This window comes from Streptomyces bungoensis (assembly GCF_001514215.1).
Classification (GTDB): Bacteria; Actinomycetota; Actinomycetes; order Streptomycetales; family Streptomycetaceae; genus Streptomyces; species Streptomyces bungoensis.
In genome coordinates this window covers 1-16,164 of sequence record NZ_KQ948882.1, presented here as the reverse complement: position 1 = coordinate 16,164, position 16,164 = coordinate 1, and the positions used below count along the sequence as shown (strand labels likewise).

Genomic DNA, 16,164 nt, shown 5'->3' with positions numbered 1-16,164 from the left:
ACTGCCCTCACGTCCGACGGTAGGGGCGTGATGATCAGCCGGACAGCGAGCGGGGCGAAAGCGCCCCCTTCCGCTCCCCCGGTTCACTCCGAGCGCCTGCCCGGTCGGGTGAATAGGCGGGGGCGGCTGGATACACCCTAGGGGTGGGGGAACCGAGGGGGGACCGTGGAGCGGCGGACAGCGGCAGTACCCCGTGGCCGCCGCTCCACGGGCAGGGCCGGGGGCGCCGTGGCGAGCGGGTGCGGTTCCCGGTCAGCCGAAGACGGCCAGGCTCTTCGCCTTGCCCTTGTGCTGCTCGACCAGCGCGAGGAAGCGGCCCTCGGGGCCGAACACGGCGACGGGGCCGGAGCCCGCGTACTCGTCGGGCATCTCCAGCCGCACGCCGTTGAGGAGCAGCCGGGCGCGCCGGTCGTCCACGTCCCAGCGGGGGAACGCGGCCGCGGCCGCGTCGGCGAGCGGCATCACCGTCAGGTCCTGCTGCAGCTGGTCCAGCGTCCTCGCGGAGTCCAGCTTGTACGGCCCGACGCGCGTCCGGCGCAGCGCGGTGAGGTGGCCGCCGACGCCAAGGCCTGCGCCCAGGTCGCGGGCGAGGGCGCGGATGTAGGTGCCGGAGGAGCAGACCACCGAGACGACGATGTCGAGCACGGCGGTGCCGTCCTCGGCGACGGCGTCCCGGACGTCGTACACGGCGAAGGAGGAGACGGTGACCGGCCGGGCCGGGATCTCGAAGTCCTCGCCGTCACGGGCCCGCTTGTAGGACCGGACGCCGTTGATCTTGATGGCGCTGACCTTGGACGGCACCTGCATGATGTCGCCGGTCAGCTTGGCGATGCCGGCGTCGATGGCGTCCCGGGTCACCTGGGAGGCGTCGGTGGAGGAGGTGACCTCCCCCTCGGCGTCGTCGGTGACGGTGTTCTGGCCCAGGCGGACGGTGCCCAGGTACTCCTTCTCGGTCAGGGCCAGGTGCCCGAGGAGTTTCGTGGCCCTCTCCACGCCGAGGACGAGGACGCCGGTCGCCATCGGGTCCAGCGTGCCGGCGTGGCCGACGCGGCGGGTGCGGGCGATGCCGCGCATCTTGGCGACCACGTCGTGCGAGGTGAAGCCCGACGGCTTGTCGACGATGACGAGGCCGTCGGGCGTGGTGTGCTTCTGGGTCATGCGGTGGCGTCGCCGTCCGTCTCGGTCGTGTCGTCCGCCTCGTCGTCGGCAGGCTTGCGGTACGGGTCGGCGCCGCCCGCGTACGTCGCCCCCGCGGAGGTCTCGCGGACCTTCGCGTCGGACTGCCGTGCCTTGTCGAGGAGGTCCTCGATGGTCCGGGCGGTGTCCGGGAGGGCGTCCGCGACGAAGGTGAGGGTCGGCGTGAACTTCACGCCGGCCGCGCGGCCGACCTCCGAGCGCAGGATGCCCTTGGCGCTCTCCAGGCCCGCCGCCGCGGCCTTACGCTCCTCGTCGTCGCCGTAGACCGTGTAGAAGACGGTCGCCTCCCGCAGGTCACCCGTGACCCGGGTGTCCGTGATGGTGACGTGCGAGCCGAGCCGCGGGTCCTTGATCCCGCGCTGCAGCTTCTGGGCCACCACCTCCCGGATGAGGTCCGCCAGCCTTTTCGCCCGCGCGTTGTCGGCCACTGGTCCGTCTCCCGTTCTTTCTTCTTCTTGCGTTCTGTGGTCAGTCGTCGTCGCCGTGGAAGCGCCGCCTCACGGACAGCAGCTCCACCTCGGGGCGGCCGGCGACCAGCCGTTCGCACCGGTCCAGTACGTCGCTGAGGTGCGCCGCGTCGCCGGAGACCAGCGCGAGCCCGATGCCGGCCCGGCGATGGAGGTCCATGTGGTCCACCTCCGCCGCGCTCACCGCGTACTTCCGCTGGAGTTCGGCGACGATCGGGCGGACGAGGGAGCGCTTCTCCTTCAGCGAGTGGACGTCGCCGAGGAGGAGGTCGAAGGACAGAGTCCCCACATACATGTGTGCAACCGGTTCACCCGCCGGTTCGGGATCGATGGCCCCGGGTCCGTGTGGCCGGGGACATCAAGAACGGTACCGCGTACCCGCCTGGCACTCGACAGGGTTTCGGTGCCGTGGGCCCGGGGCCGAGGCCCCGGGAACGGCGCGCCGGCCGACGGGAGCGGAGTCCCGTCGGCCGGCGCGAACCGTGGGCGTCACGCCCGCGGCTTCTCCCGCATCTCGTACGTCGCGATGACGTCGTCGACCTTGATGTCGTTGAAGTTTCCGAGGTTGATACCACCCTCGTAGCCTTCGCGGATCTCGGTGACGTCGTCCTTGAAGCGACGCAGGCCCTCGATGTTGAGGTTCTCCGCGATGACCTTGCCGTCGCGGATGAGGCGCGCCTTGGTGTTGCGGCGGACCTCGCCGGAGCGGATGAGCACACCCGCGATGTTGCCCAGCTTGGACGAACGGAAGACCTCGCGGATCTCCGCCGTGCCGAGCTCGACCTCCTCGTACTCCGGCTTCAGCATGCCCTTCAGGGCCGCCTCGATCTCCTCGATCGCCTGGTAGATGACCGAGTAGTACCGGACGTCCACACCCTCGCGCTCGGCCATCTGCGCCGCGCGGCCGGCCGCGCGGACGTTGAAGCCGATCACGATGGCGTCGGAGCCCATCGCCAGGTCGATGTCGGACTCCGTGACCGCACCGACGCCGCGGTGCAGGACGCGGATGTCGACCTCTTCGCCGACGTCCAGCTGGAGCAGCGAGGACTCGAGGGCCTCGACGGAACCAGAGGCGTCACCCTTGATGATCAGGTTCAGCTGCTGGACCTCGCCGGCCTTGAGCACCTTGTCCAGGTCCTCCAGCGACACGCGGCGCGTGCGCTTGGCGAACGCGGCGTTGCGCTCACGGGCGGCGCGCTTCTCGGCGATCTGACGGGCCGTACGGTCCTCGTCCACCACCAGGAAGTTGTCGCCCGCACCCGGGACGTTGGTCAGGCCCAGGACCTGGACCGGCGTCGACGGGCCGGCCTCGGCGACGTTGTTGCCGTTGTCGTCGAGCATGGCGCGCACCCGGCCGTAGGCGTCGCCCACGACCATCGTGTCGCCGACCCGCAGCGTGCCTCGCTGGACGAGGACCGTCGCCACGGCACCGCGGCCGCGGTCGAGACGGGACTCGATCGAGATGCCCTGCGCGTCCTGGTTCGGGTTGGCCCGCAGGTCGAGCGAGGCGTCGGCCGTGAGGATCACGGCCTCCAGCAGCGAGTCGATGTGCAGACCCTGCTTGGCGGAGATGTCGACGAACATGGTGTCGCCGCCGTACTCCTCGGCCACCAGGCCGTACTCGGTCAGCTGACCGCGCACCTTGGTCGGGTCGGCACCCTCGACGTCGATCTTGTTGACCGCGACCACGATCGGCACGTCGGCCGCCTTGGCGTGGTTGAGCGCCTCGACCGTCTGCGGCATGACGCCGTCGTTGGCCGCGACGACCAGGATCGCGATGTCGGTCGACTTCGCACCGCGGGCACGCATGGCGGTGAACGCCTCGTGACCCGGGGTGTCGATGAAGGTGATCTTGCGCTCTTCGTCGTTGACCTCGGTCGCGACCTGGTAGGCACCGATGTGCTGGGTGATGCCGCCGGCCTCGCCCGCGATGACGTTCGTCTTGCGGATGGCGTCGAGCAGTCGGGTCTTGCCGTGGTCGACGTGACCCATGACGGTGACCACCGGCGGACGGACGACCAGGTCCTCCTCGGAGCCCTCGTCCTCGCCGAACTCGATGTCGAAGGACTCGAGCAGCTCGCGGTCCTCCTCCTCGGGGCTGACGATCTGAACCGTGTAGTTCATCTCGTCGGCGAGGAGCTGCAGCGTCTCGTCGGAGACGGACTGCGTGGCCGTGACCATCTCGCCGAGGTTCATCATGACCGCGACGAGCGACGCCGGGTTGGCGTTGATCTTCTCGGCGAAGTCCGTGAGCGACGCGCCGCGGGAGAGACGGATGGTCTCGCCGTTGCCGCGCGGCAGCATCACGCCGCCGACGCTCGGGGCCTGCATGGCCTCGTACTCCTGGCGCCTCTGCCGCTTCGACTTGCGGCCGCGACGCGCGGGACCACCGGGACGGCCGAAGGCGCCCTGCGTGCCACCGCGGCCACCGGGACCGCCGGGACGGCCGCCGAAGCCGGGACGGCCACCGCCGCCACCGCCGGGACCACCCGGACGGCCGGCGAAGCCACCGCCGCCGCCACCGGGACCACCGGGACGGCCGGCGAAGCCGCCACCGCCACCGGGACGGCCGGCGAAGCCGCCGCCACCCGGACGACCGCCGCCGCCACCGGGACGACCGCCGGCACCGGGACCGCGGCCGCCGGGGCCACCGCCACCGGGACGCGGGCCGGCAGCGGGACGCTGCGGCATCATGCCGGGGTTAGGACGCGGACCGGCCGGGCCGGGACGCGGACCGCCCTGCGGGCGGGGCATGCCGGCCGGCGACGGACGGGGACCGCCGGGAGCCTGCGGACGCGGACCGCCGCCCTGGGCGCCGGGCGCCTGCGGACGGGGACCGCCGCCGGGAGCACCGGGGCCGCCGGGACGCGGGCCGCCCTGCGGGCGCGGGGCCTGCGGACGGGCCATGCCGGTGGAGCCACCGGAGGTGAAGGGGTTGTTGCCCGGACGGGGACCGGCCGGACGTCCACCGGGACGCGGGGCCTGGCCACCGGCACGCGGGCCGCCCTGGCCCGGACGGGCCTGGCCCTGACCGGGAGCCGGACGGCCACCGGGCTTCGGGGCACCCGGACGGGCGCCGGGACGCGGACCCTGCGCGGCCGGGGCCTGCGGGGTCTGGGCGGCCGGAGCGGCCGGCGGAGCGGTGAACTCCGGGGCGGCCGGAGCCGGGCGCGGCGCGGGCTTCGGGCCCGGGACCGGACGCGGACCCGGGGTCGGCGCGGGCGCCGAGGGAGCCGACGAGGCGGCGGGCTGCGGGGCAGCGGGCGCCGTCGGAGGCTTGGGGGCCGGCGGCCTCGGGGCAGCCGGACGAGCCGCCTGCGCCGGGGAGGGCGCGGCGGGCCTGGGGGAAGCCTTGCGCGGGGCGGGACGGCCGGCGGACCTGCCGTTGCCACCGCCCTGGAAGGCGTCGGTCAGCTTGCGTACTACGGGCGCCTCGATCGTCGAAGACGCCGATCGGACGAATTCACCGAGTTCCTGGAGCTTGGCCATGACGACCTTGCTCTCGACACCGAACTCCTTGGCGAGTTCGTAGACCCGGACCTTAGCCACTTCGCTCCTTTGAGGTCCGGGTTGAAGCCGGACCGTCGCTAGTTCATGGGCGTACTCATCGCGTACTCATCGAGTGCTCATCGCAATCTCGACCTGCTTTCGACTCGCGAGGTACCAGGGCCGCACGGTGTTCCGTACGGCACGTCTTACGGTGTTGCCTGCTCGACAACTGTTGTCTGCTCGACGTATCGGCGCAACGCCTTTGTGTCGAGCGCTCCCGGGACGCGCAGTGCCCGCGGGAACGCCCGGCGGCGTACCGCCTGGTCGAGACAGACCAGGGCGGGGTGCACGTACGCACCCCGGCCGGGCAGCGTACCGCGAGGATCGGGGACGCACGCGTCCCCGCTCTTCACGATCCGCAGGAGATCGTCCTTGGCCGCCCGCTCCCGGCACCCCACACAGGTGCGTTCAGGGCATGCTCGGGCTTGCGTCCGGCCAGACACGGTTAAGTCTACCTCCCCGCACCGACCTCACCCCTTCGGGGCAAAGATCGAACGGCTGTTGTCGTAATCCAAGCGGCCTGCGGCCTGGATCTATTCCCCGGCCCGCCCACCGGCCGGCCGGGGCTCCGGCTGGTCGGCCTGCTCGGTGTCCGGGCGGATGTCGATGCGCCAGCCGGTGAGCCGGGCCGCGAGGCGGGCGTTCTGTCCCTCCTTGCCGATGGCCAGCGACAACTGGTAGTCCGGCACCGTCACCCGGGCGGAGCGGGCCGCCAGGTCCACGACCTCGACCTTGTTCACCCGGGCGGGTGACAGTGCGTTCGCCACCATCTCGGCCGGGTCGTCCGACCAGTCGACGATGTCGATCTTCTCGCCGTTCAGCTCGCCCATGACGTTGCGCACTCGGCCGCCCATGGGGCCGATGCAGGCGCCCTTGGCGTTCAGGCCCGAACGGGTGGACCGCACGGCGATCTTGGTGCGGTGACCGGCCTCACGGGCGATCGCCGCGATCTCGACCGATCCGTCGGCGATCTCCGGCACCTCTAGGGCGAACAGCTTCTTCACCAGGTTGGGGTGCGTGCGCGAGAGGGTCACGGAGGGGCCGCGGACGCCCTTGGCGACGCGGACGACGTACGACCGCAGGCGCATGCCGTGCGGGTAGGTCTCGCCGGGGACCTGCTCCTGCACCGGCAGGATGGCCTCGAGCTTGCCGATGTCGACGAGCACGTTCTTCGGGTCGCGGCCCTGCTGGACCACGCCGGTGACGATGTCGCCCTCGCGGCCGGCGTACTCGCCGAGCGTGGCGTCGTCCTCGGCGTCGCGCAGCCGCTGCAGGATGACCTGCTTGGCGGTGGTGGCGGCGATCCGGCCGAAGCCGGACGGGGTGTCGTCGAACTCGCGGGCCTCCTGGCCCTCCTCGAGGTCCTCGGGGTCCTCCTTCGCCCACACGGTCACGTGCCCGGTCTCCCGGTTGAGCTCCACGCGCGCGTGCCGGCGGCTTCCCTCGGTGCGGTGGTACGCGATGAGGAGGGCCGACTCGATCGCCTCGACCAGCAGGTCGAAGGAGATCTCCTTCTCCCGGACCAAGCCCCGCAGGGCGCTCATGTCGATGTCCACGGCTACGCCTCCTCCTCTTCCTTCATGTCCTTCTTGCTGTCCTTGCGGCTGAACTCGACCTGCACGCGCGCTTTGGCGATCTCCGGGAAGCCGAGTCTGCGGGTCGTCGCCTTGCGGCCCTTGACCCCGGGGACCTCGACGTCGAGGCCCTCCTCGTCGACCGCCAGGATCCGGGCGACCAGGTCGCCGTCCTCGGCCAGCTGGAACTTCACCAGCCGGTCGGTGGCGCGCACGAAGTGCCGGTGCTCGGTGAGGAGGCGCTCCGCGCCGGGGGTCCCGACCTCCAGGTCGTACGCGGCGTCACCCATCGCTTCGGTCTCGTCGAGCTTCGCCGAGAGCGCGCGGCTCACATCGGCGATCGCGTCCAGGTCGGCTCCGGCGTCGGAGTCGACCACCACCCGCAGCACCCGCTTGCGTCCGACCGAGTCGACGGCGATCTCCTCGAGATCCAGCCCCTGGGAGGTGACGAGCGGTTCCAGCAGCTCTCGCAGCCTCTCGCTCTGGGTGGTGCTCATCCGGGTGACTCCTCGGCCGCGTGTGCTGTTGTGGGATGGGTCGCGTGTCTGATCAAAGGGTATCCGGTCGCGGGGAGTGTTGCCGTCCACCTGTGTTCGCGCGGTGCCGGTGAGTGGCGTGGGGACGGGGCGCGGGTACGGTGATCACGGGCTGCCCGCCCTTCCTTTCGTACGAGTGCCCCGAGGACGTCCGCAGTGCCGTACCCCCCGCCGCCCGGCCCTCCGGGGCCGCGCAGAAGAACCCTGCTCGCCTCCGCCGTCGGGGCCGCCCTGCTGGCGGGCTGCTCGGCCGGACCGGACTCCGGGGGCAGCGGCGCCGGCCCGTCGGCGACGGCGCGGGCACGCGCGCGTGCGGCCCGAGACAGCTCCGGTCTGCTGGCGCGGTACGACGCCGTGCTGGCCGCCCATCCGTCGCTCGCGCAGCGGCTGCGCCCGCTGCGGGCGCAGGTCGCGGCCCATGTGGCGGCGTTCGGCGGCCGGCCGGCCACGGCGTCGCCGTCCGCGGCGGCGCGGGTCTCCACCACCGGGCCGTCCTCGTGGGCCACGACCCCGCCCGCCGGATCGATGCCGTCGGTGACGGATCCGCCCGCCGGGTCGTCCTCGCCGGTCCCGGCCGCGGCCACCGAGAAGGACGCGCTGGCCTCCCTGGCCGCGGCCGAACGATCCCTCGCCGACCGGAGGGCCGAGGCCCTGCTGGACGTGCCGGGCGAGCTGGCCCGGCTGCTGGCATCCGTCGCGGCGGCCGGGGCCGCGCACGCCTACCTGCTGACCGAGGGGGCGCGGTGAGCGCGGGGAAGACGGCCGAGGCGGAACTGACCGCACTGCAGGCGGCGCTGGCGGCGGAGCACGCGGCGGTGTACGGGTACGGGGTCGTCGGCGGGCGGATCGACGAGCGCCGGCGGGCCGCGGCGCGGGCGGCCTACGACGCCCACCGGGCGCGGCGGGACGCCCTGGCCCGCCAGGTGCGCGACCTGGGCGGCGAGCCGGTCGCCGCGAGCGCCGCGTACGCGCTGCCGTTCCCGGTGCGCGACGCCGACACCGCGGTGCGGCTGGCCGCCGAGCTCGAGGAGCGGGTGGCCGGGGTGTACTCGGACCTGGTGCGGGCGGTGACCGGCGCGCGGCGCGGTGCGGCCGCGGCGGCGCTGCGCGAGGCCGCGGTCCGGGCGGTGCGCTGGAGCGGGGAGAGCGTAGCCTTCCCAGGGCTCGCCGAGCGGGCGGGCGACGAAACGGGCGCGGCCGGGCCGGGCGTCTCGGCGACCCCGGCCCCGTGACCGCGCGGGCCTGCCGCACGGCAGGCCCGCGACGCGATGGAACGGCACGTCCAGGGCCGGGAAGAAGGGAACGACTCGCGCATGGCTTTCGAACCGCCCCAGCGGCTGGTGCGGGCGCTCGGTGAGACGGCGCCGGCCGGCGACGACTGGCTGGCGCGGCTGTCCGAGACGGCCGAACGAACCGTCGCCCGGCGCGAGTTGACCGTGGAGCGGGTCCAGGTCCCGGGCGGCCGCAGCAGCCTGGTGGTGCTGGTCCGGCGGGCCGACGGCACCCCGGCGGTCCTGAAGCTGGCCCCGCCCCGGGCCCGGCCCGAGAGCGAGCGGGCGGCGCTGGCGCACTGGGACGGACGGGGCGCCGTGCACCTGCTGGACGCGGACGCGGAGGAAGCGGAGGAGGGGGTGCTGCTGCTGGAGCGGCTGCACCCCGACGTGTCGGTGCGCTCGCTTCCGGAGGCGAAGGCGCTGCTGGAGGCGGCGGGGACGCTGCGGCGGCTGTGGGTCGAGCCGCCCGCCGGGCACGCCTTCGAGACGGTGGCCGAGCGGACCGGGCGGCAGGCCGGGGCGATGCGGGCGGGCGCGCTGGCGGAGCCCGGGACGGCGCCCCTGGTGGAGGCGGCGCTGACGGCCCGCGAGGAGCTGCTGGCCGCACCGCCCGAGCACCGGCTGCTGCACGGCACGTTCCGGCAGAGCAAGGTGCTCGCCGGGGAGCGGATGCCGTGGCTGGCGGTGGGCCCGGACCCGGTGGTCGGGGAGAGCGCCTTCGACCTGGCGCGGCTGGTGCGGGACCGGGTGGAGGACCTGATCGCGGCGCCGTCCGGGGCGTCGATCACACGGCGGCGGATCAAGCGGCTGGCCGACTCGCTCGAGGTGGACCTGGAGCGGCTGCGGGGGTGGACGCTGTTCCGGGCGGTGGAGTCGGGAGTGCGGGCGCTGCGCGTGGGCCGGGACAAAGACGCGGAACTGCTGCTGGAGTTCGCCGGGTGGCTGTGAGCGGGTGACCGCCGTGTGCGCGTGATCGCCGAACAGGCTCGACGGCCGTCGCTACGATCGCCCGCATGACCGCCGATGAGCGAATAGAGCAGGCCGACCACCTCTACCAGCGCGCCGTCTTCGGGGGCGACGGCGGCGCGCTGAAGCCCGCGCACGAGGGCCTCGACGCGGTCGAGGCCGACCTCGCCCTGGCCCGTGGCCGGCTGATCCACGCCCGCTTCCTGGAGGACCGGGTCGAGGAGCCGCGGGAGCTGGAGCTGTTCGCGCGCGCGGCGGAGCTGTACGGCGGGCTCGGCGACGTCCGGGGCGAGGGCGAGGCCCTGTTCTGGGTGGGGACCTACCACCAGGTGGTCCGGGACGACACGGAGGCGGCGCTGCCCGCCTTGACCCGCGCCCTCGACCTCGCCACGCGGGCGGGGGACCGGCTGACCATGTCCTACGCCCTGCGGCACCTGGGCTTCGCGGACCACATGGCCGGACGGCTCGCCGAGGCCCGCGAGCGCTTCGAGGAGTCCACCCGGCTGCGCCGGGAGCTGGGCTTCCGGCCGGGTGTGGCCGCGAACCTGATCGGGCTCGCCCACCTCGCCGCACAGCAGGACCGGCGGGACGACGCGGCGGCGCTGCTCACCGAGGCGGCGGCGCTGGCCGAGAGCAGCGGGGCGCACGGTGTGCTGCGCTGGGTGGCCGGCGCCCGTGCGGAACTCGGGCTGCCGCACACCGAGGCCCGGTAGGGCGCGCGGGCCGCCCCCTCGGGGAACGGCCCGCGCCGCTGCGCGGACCCCGTCAGGCGGTCAGGCGGGCGATCGCTTCCTCGATCGTCAGCTCCTCGCGCTCACCGGTCCTGCGGTCCTTCAGCTCCAGCACGCCCTCGCCGGAGCGGCGGCCGGCCACCAGGATCTTGGGGACGCCGATCAGCTCGGAGTCGGTGAACTTCACGCCCGGGGAGACGCCGGCCCGGTCGTCGACCAGGACGCGGACACCGGCGGCCGCCAGCTTCTCGGAGACGTCGAGCGCCACCTCGGTCTGCAGGGCCTTGCCGGCGGCCACGACGTGCACGTCGGCCGGGGCGACCTCCGCGGGCCAGCACAGGCCCTGCTCGTCGGCGGTCTGCTCGGCGAGGGCCGCGACCGCGCGGGAGACGCCGATGCCGTAGGAGCCCATGGTGACGCGGACCGGCTTGCCGTTCTGGCCGAGGACGTCGAGCTTGAGGGCGTCGGCGTACTTGCGGCCGAGCTGGAAGATGTGGCCGATCTCGATGGCGCGGTCCAGCTTCAGGCCGGTGCCGCACTTCGGGCAGGGGTCGCCCTCCTGGACGACCACCACGTCGACGTACGCGTCGACCTCGAAGTCACGGCCCGCGACGACGTTCTTCGCGTGCATGCCGTCCTTGTTGGCGCCGGTGATCCAGGAGGTTCCGGGGGCCACGCGCGGGTCGGCGATGTACGTCACCTTCTCGCCCAGGCCCTGCGGGCCGACGTAGCCGCGGACCAGGTCGGGGCGGCCGACGAAGTCCTCGGCGGTGACCAGCTCGACGGCGGCCGGGGCGAAGTGCGCCTCGACCTTGTCCAGGTCGACCTCGCGGTCGCCGGGCACGCCCACGGCGACGATCTCGCCGTCCACCTTGACCAGCAGGTTCTTCAGCGTGGCGGAGGCCGGGACGCCGAGGGAGGCGGCGAGGGTCTCGATGGTCGGGGTGTCGGGGGTAGGGATCTCCTCGAGCGCGGGGACCGCGGAGCCGTCGACCGGCTCGAGCTCGTAGGTGATCGCCTCGGTGTTGGCGGCGAAGTCGCAGTTCGGACAGTCGGCGAAGACGTCCTCGCCGGCCTCGGCCGGGGCCAGGAACTCCTCGGAGCGGGAGCCGCCCATGGCGCCCGCGGTGGCCGCGCAGATGCGGTAGTCGAGGCCGAGGCGCTCGAAGACGCGCTGGTAGGCCTGGCGGTGCAGGGCGTAGGACTTCGCGAGGCCGTCGTCGTCCAGGTCGAAGGAGTAGGAGTCCTTCATCAGGAACTCGCGGCCGCGCAGGATGCCCGCCCGGGGGCGGGCCTCGTCGCGGAACTTGGACTGGATCTGGTAGAGGATCACCGGCAGGTCCTTGTAGGACGTGCACTGGTCCTTGACCAGGAGGGTGAAGATCTCCTCGTGGGTGGGGCCGAGGAGGTAGTCGCCGCCCTTGCGGTCCTTCAGCCGGAACAGCTCCTGGCCGTACTCGTCCCAGCGGCCGGTGGCCTCGTAGGGCTCGCGCGGCAGCAGGGCGGGCAGGGAGACCTCCTGGGCGCCGACGGCGTCCATCTCCTCGCGGACGATCCGCTCCACGTTGGCGAGGACCTTCTTGCCGAGGGGCAGCCACGACCAGATGCCGGCGGCGGTGCGGCGGACGTAGCCGGCGCGGACGAGGAGCTTGTGGCTGAGGACCTCGGCGTCCGCCGGGTCGTCGCGCAGCGTCTTCACCATCAACTGGGACATGCGCTGGACCGGTGCGTTCGCCATGGCTCGTACTCCTGCCGGGAATGGTGTGATGGCTAGGAGGTTAGCCGGGCGGGTGGGGGCGGCGGAAATCGGTTGTGCGACGCGGCGGCCCCCCACGCGGCTACTTGCGGCGCAGCGGTAGGGGGGCGCCCATCACGGCGTACGGCAGCTGGGCGCTCGGGAAGTGGACCCGGCGGGCGAGGTCGACGTAGCCGAGGGAGTGGTAGAGGCCGCGGGCCGGGCTGTCGACGTCGATGGCGGAGAGGATCGAGCGGGGCTCGTCGGCGCCGTCGGTGATGCCGGTGATCAGGGCGCGGCCGATGCCCCGGTTCTGGTGGTCGGGGTGGACGTGCAGCTCGGTGATGACGAAGGAGTCGTCCAGCCAGGAGTCGTTGCCGTTGGCGCGCAGGTACGGCTCGACGACGGTCGACCACCAGTGGGTGCGGCTGTTGGGCATGCCGTAGACGAAGCCGGCGAGCCGGCCGTCGGGGGTGGTGGCGCCCAGGGCGCGCGCGCCGGGGTACTGCATGTGGCGCTGGACGATCTGCCGGCGTACGGCCACCTCTTCCGGGCCGAGTCCGAAGGCGACGGCTTGGACGGCGAGGGCCTCGTCGACGTGGGCCGACAAGTCCAGGGGGCCGATCACGAGGTCCATGCGGGGAGCGTACAGGGGCCTCAGAAGAGGATGCTCATGAAGGCGCCGACCTCCTGGAACCCCACCCTGTGGTACGTCCTGCGCGCCGCCGTGTTGAAGTCGTTCACGTACAGGCTGACGACCGGCGCCACGTCGGCCAGGGCGTAGCGCAGCACCGCCGCCATGCCGGGTGCCGCCAGACCCCTGCCCCGGTACTCGGGGGCCACCCACACGCCCTGGATCTGGCAGGCCTGGCTGGTGGCGGCGCCGATCTCCGCCTTGAAGACCACCTTGCCGCGCTCGTCGAGGCGGGCGAAGGAGCGGCCGGAGCCGACCAGTTCGGCGACCCTGGCCTGGTACAGCAGCCCGCCGTCGCCCGCCAGCGGCGAGACGCCCACCTCCTCGGTGAACATCGCCACGCACGCCGGCATGATCGTCTCCATCTCGTCCTTGCGGATGCGGCGGACGTACGGGTCCGGGGTGACGTCGGCGGGCATGCGGTCGGTGACCATGAGCGGCTGGTGGGCGCGGACCTCGCGGGCCGGTCCCCAGTGGGGTTCGAGCAGCCGCCACAGGGCGGCGGTCGGCTCGGCGGGCCCGACGACGGACGAGCAGCGGCGCCCGGCCCTGCGCGCCCGGTCCGCGAAGGCGCGGACGGCCCGCGGGGTGGCACAGATCGGCACGAGGTTGGCGCCCGCGTAGCACAGGGACGTGAGCATGCCGTCCTCGTACCAGCCCCACATCTCGCCGCCGAGCCGCCACGGGTCGAGGCCGGCCACCTGGACCCGGGAGGTCACGAAGGCGTTCGCGACCGGCTCGCGGTCGAGGACGGCGAGCGCGGCGTCAAGGTCGCTCGGTTCGAGCACCCGTGAGGTGGTCTGGGTCAACACTGCGGGGGCCTCACGCTGGGGTTCTGCTGATCTCCGCACTGTACCCGCGGAAATCCGGCCGCGCCGCCCCCGGTGCCGGGCTCCGGCCGGAAGGGGGCGGGCGGCGGTGCGCCGCGCGGACGACCGGGCGCCCGGTAAAGGTGACAATGTCAGGAGAAGTCATTTTTCCGGCGGCCCCGGGAAAACGCTGTGGTGCGCGGCAGGCGCACCGGAGGGCCGTCCGGTACGAGGACGAGGGCGTGAGGCATGAGCGGGTCGGGCGCGGGCCGGGAGCCGGAGTTCCCGCACGCGATCCTGCGCGACCTGGGCACCGGCGTCCTCGCCGTCGACCTCGCGGGGCGCATCACCTATGTCAACCCGTGGGCCGAGGAGTTGCTGGGCCGGCGGGCCGGCGACATGCTCGGCCGGGACTCGCACGACCTGCTGCACCGTCGCCCGGACGGTGGTCCGGTGCCGCGCGAGGAGTGCCGGATGCGGGCCCCGCTGCGGGACAACCGGTCCCTGCAGCAGGGCAGCGAGGAGTACTTCCTGCGCGCCGACGGCACCACCGTGCCGATCATCTGGTCGACCACTCCCCTGCGTCTGGCGGATCGCCCGGCGGGGCTGGTGATCGTCTTCAGCGACTTCAGTCTGCACCGGGAGGCCGAGCGCCGGGCGGCCGCGCGCACGGCCGCCCTGGAGGCGATGACGGCCCGGCTGAACCTGGTCGCGGACGTCTCCGGGGTGCTGATGTCGGGGCTGAACCCCGTCAGCCAGTTGCGGCGGCTGCTGCGGATGCTGGTCCCGGAGCTGGGCGACTGGGCCTCAGTGGCCCTGCGCTCCGAGCGGACCGGGGCGCTGGAGCGGGTCGCCGTCCGCTGTCCGGCGAGCCCGCACCGGGCGCGCCGGCTGCAGGGACCGCTGCCGCCGCTGCCGTCCCGGCTCCGCCCGGCGGTGGCGAAGGCGATGGGCGGCGACCGGCCCCTGCTGCTGACCGCCGAGGCGCTCAGCGACCCGCAGGCACCGCTCGCCGCGACCCACGGCATGCTGTTCGAGCGGCTGGGCGGCCACTCGGCGGTGGTGGCGCCGCTGAGCGCGCGCCGGCACCACTACGGGATGCTGACCGTGGGCCGCACGGTGGACTCCCCGCCGTTCACCGACGCCGAGATCCGGCTGCTGTCGGACATCGGCCGGCGGGTGGCGCTGGTGCTGGACAACGCCCGGCTCTACGAGGAGCAGCACAACGTGGCCGCGACCATGCAGCGCCAGCTGCTGGCCCCGCTGCCCCAGGTGGACCACCTTCGGATGGCGGCCCGCTACCTGCCCGCGCAGAGCGCGATGGAGGTCGGCGGGGACTGGTACGACGCCTTCCTGCTGGGCGACGGGATGCTGGCCCTGGTGATCGGGGACGTGGTGGGCCACGACCTGAAGGCCGCCGCGCACATGGCCGAGGTCCGCAACATGCTGCGCGGGCTGGCCTGGGTGCACCGGGAGCCGCCCAGTGTGATCATGCGCCGGCTGGACGAGGCGGTGACGAACACCAGCGACGCCCCGATGGCCACGGTCCTGTTCGCCCGGATCGAGGGTCCCGAGGGCGGCCCGTGGCGGCTGCACTGGGTGAACGCCGGGCATCCGCCGCCGCTGCTGGTGACCCGTGAGGGGGAGGCCCGGTTCCTGACCGGCGGACACGGTCCGCTGATCGGCATGAGCGCCACCCTGCACCTCGGCCTGACCTGGCCGGACGCGTACGCGGAGCTGCCCGCCGAGGGCACCCTGCTGCTGTACACCGACGGCCTGGTGGAGAGCCGGGACCGCCCGATCGACCTGGGCATGGCCACGCTGCGCCACCATGCGGCCGTGCTGGCGCGGCGGCCGGGCGAGACGACGGTGGACGACTTCTGCGACGAGTTGCTGAAGCGCATCGCGCCGAGCGGTGACGACGTGGCGCTGCTGGCCGTGCGCCTGCCGGAGGCGGGCCGGGGCGCCCCCGGCGACCACAGCCCGCCGATGCCCCCGCAGTCCAGCTACAGCCCGGCCGCCCCGGACCGAGCGGCCCCCGGCTCCCTCCAGGAGGACGCCCCGGTGACGGACCCCACGCGCGGCATACGGGAGGAGTGAGCCCGGCGGGAGGTCGGCGGCCGGGCGGGCGCGGGCGTGGTCGCGCGTCAGGAAGCGTGCGATGGCCGGGCACGAGAACACCCCTGCCGGGCCGCCCATGGAGGAGCACCGGTCGCTGAGACGAGTCCCGCCACCCGCCCGGGCAGCGGGCCCCCGGGGCCACGGCCGGAGTTCCCCGGCAGACGTGCTCGCGAGAGGCAGGGCCGCGCCGGCTGGGGCGCTCACGCGGAAGAGGAGTGAGGGTGGAGGCGGGTCCGCCAGGGGCTGACCGCAGCGCCGCCGCCCGAGCAGGGCCCACGGCGGCGGTCCGTGGCGCCCACGCGGGCATGCTCGCGCCTGAGGAAGCGCGCGATCGCGGGATCCCAGGACCACCCTTGCCGGGGAACCCCGCGGGAGCGGGAAACTAAGGGCCAGGCGTGGCGGGCCGGGGGCCTGCGGACAGGCGGAGGGGACGTCCGGCCCGCCCGGGTGCCTCAGCCCGTGACCGACACCGACGGCTCGCCGGAGGCGGTGCCCTCGGCCTCCATCCGGG

Annotated in this window: 15 protein-coding genes; 5 read left to right on the top strand and 10 right to left on the bottom strand. The window is 73.7% G+C overall.

The window, feature by feature from the left end; all coding sequences use genetic code 11:
* Window positions 1-252 precede the first annotated feature (252 nt).
* The 7 genes from truB to rimP form a co-directional block, all read right to left on the bottom strand.
* Window positions 253-1,158: a tRNA pseudouridine(55) synthase TruB gene (gene truB, locus AQJ66_RS35230; protein ID WP_061930564.1), complete on the bottom strand. Its 906-nt coding sequence runs from the start codon at window positions 1,156-1,158 to the stop codon at window positions 253-255.
* The gene (rbfA, locus tag AQJ66_RS35225) at window positions 1,155-1,625 is read right to left on the bottom strand and encodes a 30S ribosome-binding factor RbfA (protein WP_061930560.1); all 471 of its coding nucleotides are present in this window, start codon (window positions 1,623-1,625) and stop codon (window positions 1,155-1,157) included. Before rbfA ends, truB begins: the two co-directional genes overlap by 4 nt.
* A gap of 40 nt (window positions 1,626-1,665) precedes the next feature.
* On the bottom strand, window positions 1,666-1,959 hold the full coding sequence (locus tag AQJ66_RS35220) for a DUF503 domain-containing protein (RefSeq protein ID WP_061930557.1): 294 nt from the start codon (window positions 1,957-1,959) through the stop codon (window positions 1,666-1,668).
* Window positions 1,960-2,153: 194 nt separating this feature from the next.
* Complete coding sequence (gene infB / locus AQJ66_RS38020) at window positions 2,154-5,213, bottom strand: translation initiation factor IF-2 (protein WP_079060603.1); 3,060 nt, start codon at window positions 5,211-5,213, stop codon at window positions 2,154-2,156.
* 146 nt (window positions 5,214-5,359) lie between these two features.
* Complete coding sequence (locus AQJ66_RS38015; protein WP_079060602.1) at window positions 5,360-5,656, bottom strand: YlxR family protein; 297 nt, start codon at window positions 5,654-5,656, stop codon at window positions 5,360-5,362.
* Between the two features lie 90 nt (window positions 5,657-5,746).
* Window positions 5,747-6,769, bottom strand: a complete 1,023-nt coding sequence (nusA, locus tag AQJ66_RS35210; RefSeq protein ID WP_061930552.1) for a transcription termination factor NusA — start codon at window positions 6,767-6,769, stop codon at window positions 5,747-5,749.
* Between the two features lie 2 nt (window positions 6,770-6,771).
* Window positions 6,772-7,284 carry a ribosome maturation factor RimP gene (gene rimP / locus AQJ66_RS35205; protein WP_061930550.1) on the bottom strand — a complete coding sequence of 171 codons (513 nt, stop codon included), beginning with the start codon at window positions 7,282-7,284 and terminating at the stop codon, window positions 6,772-6,774.
* Between the two features lie 195 nt (window positions 7,285-7,479).
* Between rimP and AQJ66_RS35200 the strand changes: the two genes are divergently transcribed.
* The 4 genes from AQJ66_RS35200 to AQJ66_RS35185 all read left to right on the top strand — a co-directional run bounded on the left by AQJ66_RS35200 (window position 7,480) and on the right by AQJ66_RS35185 (window position 10,276).
* Window positions 7,480-8,070: a hypothetical protein gene (locus tag AQJ66_RS35200; RefSeq protein ID WP_061930548.1), complete on the top strand. Its 591-nt coding sequence runs from the start codon at window positions 7,480-7,482 to the stop codon at window positions 8,068-8,070.
* The gene (locus AQJ66_RS35195) at window positions 8,067-8,555 is read left to right on the top strand and encodes a DUF4439 domain-containing protein (protein ID WP_061930546.1); all 489 of its coding nucleotides are present in this window, start codon (window positions 8,067-8,069) and stop codon (window positions 8,553-8,555) included. Before AQJ66_RS35200 ends, AQJ66_RS35195 begins: the two co-directional genes overlap by 4 nt.
* 81 nt (window positions 8,556-8,636) lie before the next feature.
* Window positions 8,637-9,545, top strand: coding sequence for an aminoglycoside phosphotransferase family protein (locus AQJ66_RS35190; RefSeq protein WP_061930543.1), 909 nt, complete (start codon window positions 8,637-8,639; stop codon window positions 9,543-9,545).
* Between the two features lie 65 nt (window positions 9,546-9,610).
* Window positions 9,611-10,276 carry a tetratricopeptide repeat protein gene (locus AQJ66_RS35185; RefSeq protein WP_061930540.1) on the top strand — a complete coding sequence of 222 codons (666 nt, stop codon included), beginning with the start codon at window positions 9,611-9,613 and terminating at the stop codon, window positions 10,274-10,276.
* Between the two features lie 52 nt (window positions 10,277-10,328).
* Here the strand turns inward: AQJ66_RS35185 and AQJ66_RS35180 are convergent, their stop codons facing one another.
* From AQJ66_RS35180 to AQJ66_RS35170, 3 genes are all read right to left on the bottom strand, one after another.
* Window positions 10,329-12,032, bottom strand: a complete 1,704-nt coding sequence (locus AQJ66_RS35180) for a proline--tRNA ligase (protein WP_061930537.1) — start codon at window positions 12,030-12,032, stop codon at window positions 10,329-10,331.
* 100 nt (window positions 12,033-12,132) lie between these two features.
* Window positions 12,133-12,666 (bottom strand): GNAT family N-acetyltransferase, encoded by a 534-nt coding sequence (locus tag AQJ66_RS35175; protein WP_061930534.1) that lies wholly within the window; start codon window positions 12,664-12,666, stop codon window positions 12,133-12,135.
* A gap of 20 nt (window positions 12,667-12,686) precedes the next feature.
* Window positions 12,687-13,535 carry a GNAT family N-acetyltransferase gene (locus AQJ66_RS35170; protein ID WP_061930531.1) on the bottom strand — a complete coding sequence of 283 codons (849 nt, stop codon included), beginning with the start codon at window positions 13,533-13,535 and terminating at the stop codon, window positions 12,687-12,689.
* A gap of 246 nt (window positions 13,536-13,781) precedes the next feature.
* Between AQJ66_RS35170 and AQJ66_RS35165 the strand changes: the two genes are divergently transcribed.
* On the top strand, window positions 13,782-15,632 hold the full coding sequence (locus AQJ66_RS35165; protein ID WP_061930528.1) for a SpoIIE family protein phosphatase: 1,851 nt from the start codon (window positions 13,782-13,784) through the stop codon (window positions 15,630-15,632).
* Window positions 15,633-16,164 lie beyond the last annotated feature (532 nt).

Bases quoted from the DNA above. Each gene is read 5' to 3' on its own strand.
- truB (WP_061930564.1), bottom strand. From the start codon at position 1,158: ATGACCCAGAAGCACACCACGCCCGACGGCCTCGTCATCGTCGACAAG.
- AQJ66_RS35220 (WP_061930557.1), bottom strand. From the start codon at position 1,959: ATGTATGTGGGGACTCTGTCCTTCGACCTCCTCCTCGGCGACGTCCAC.
- rimP (WP_061930550.1), bottom strand. From the start codon at position 7,284: ATGAGCACCACCCAGAGCGAGAGGCTGCGAGAGCTGCTGGAACCGCTC.
- AQJ66_RS35190 (WP_061930543.1), top strand. From the start codon at position 8,637: ATGGCTTTCGAACCGCCCCAGCGGCTGGTGCGGGCGCTCGGTGAGACG.
- AQJ66_RS35185 (WP_061930540.1), top strand. From the start codon at position 9,611: ATGACCGCCGATGAGCGAATAGAGCAGGCCGACCACCTCTACCAGCGC.
- AQJ66_RS35180 (WP_061930537.1), bottom strand. From the start codon at position 12,032: ATGGCGAACGCACCGGTCCAGCGCATGTCCCAGTTGATGGTGAAGACG.
- AQJ66_RS35175 (WP_061930534.1), bottom strand. From the start codon at position 12,666: ATGGACCTCGTGATCGGCCCCCTGGACTTGTCGGCCCACGTCGACGAG.
- AQJ66_RS35165 (WP_061930528.1), top strand. From the start codon at position 13,782: ATGAGCGGGTCGGGCGCGGGCCGGGAGCCGGAGTTCCCGCACGCGATC.